The 246-nt window shown below is 56.1% G+C and carries 1 protein-coding gene; it reads left to right on the top strand.

What is annotated here, in order from left to right; genetic code table 11:
- Nucleotides 1-66 precede the first annotated feature (66 nt).
- Nucleotides 67-246: transposase (locus tag AB3X89_RS40800; RefSeq protein WP_368588122.1), on the top strand; the 180-nt coding region annotated here is incomplete at its 3' end.

The raw sequence follows: 246 nt of genomic DNA, 5'->3' as shown, positions 1-246 counted from the left end.
AAACAAACTCTCGGTGAACGTGTCGGCGCCGCGCATGATCTCCAGTGGGCAAGTGGTGGTTCATCTATCAACGCTTCACGAACTCTGCGCGATGACGTGTTTCAGCGGTACTTCAGCAACCTGCTAAAGGGCGACAAGACGCTGGCAGAGCTGGCGCAGCAGTACGATGTTCATCCGAACCAGATTACGGACTGGAAGAAGCAACTGCAGGAGCGCGTGTCGGAAGTGTTCGAGACGGGCAAGTCG

Origin of the sequence: Paraburkholderia sp. BR14320, assembly GCF_040948665.1 — a bacterium.
GTDB lineage: Bacteria > Pseudomonadota > Gammaproteobacteria > Burkholderiales > Burkholderiaceae > Paraburkholderia > Paraburkholderia youngii.
The sequence above is the reverse complement of the archived record's forward strand: the minus strand, read 5'-3'. Positions and strand labels throughout refer to the sequence as shown.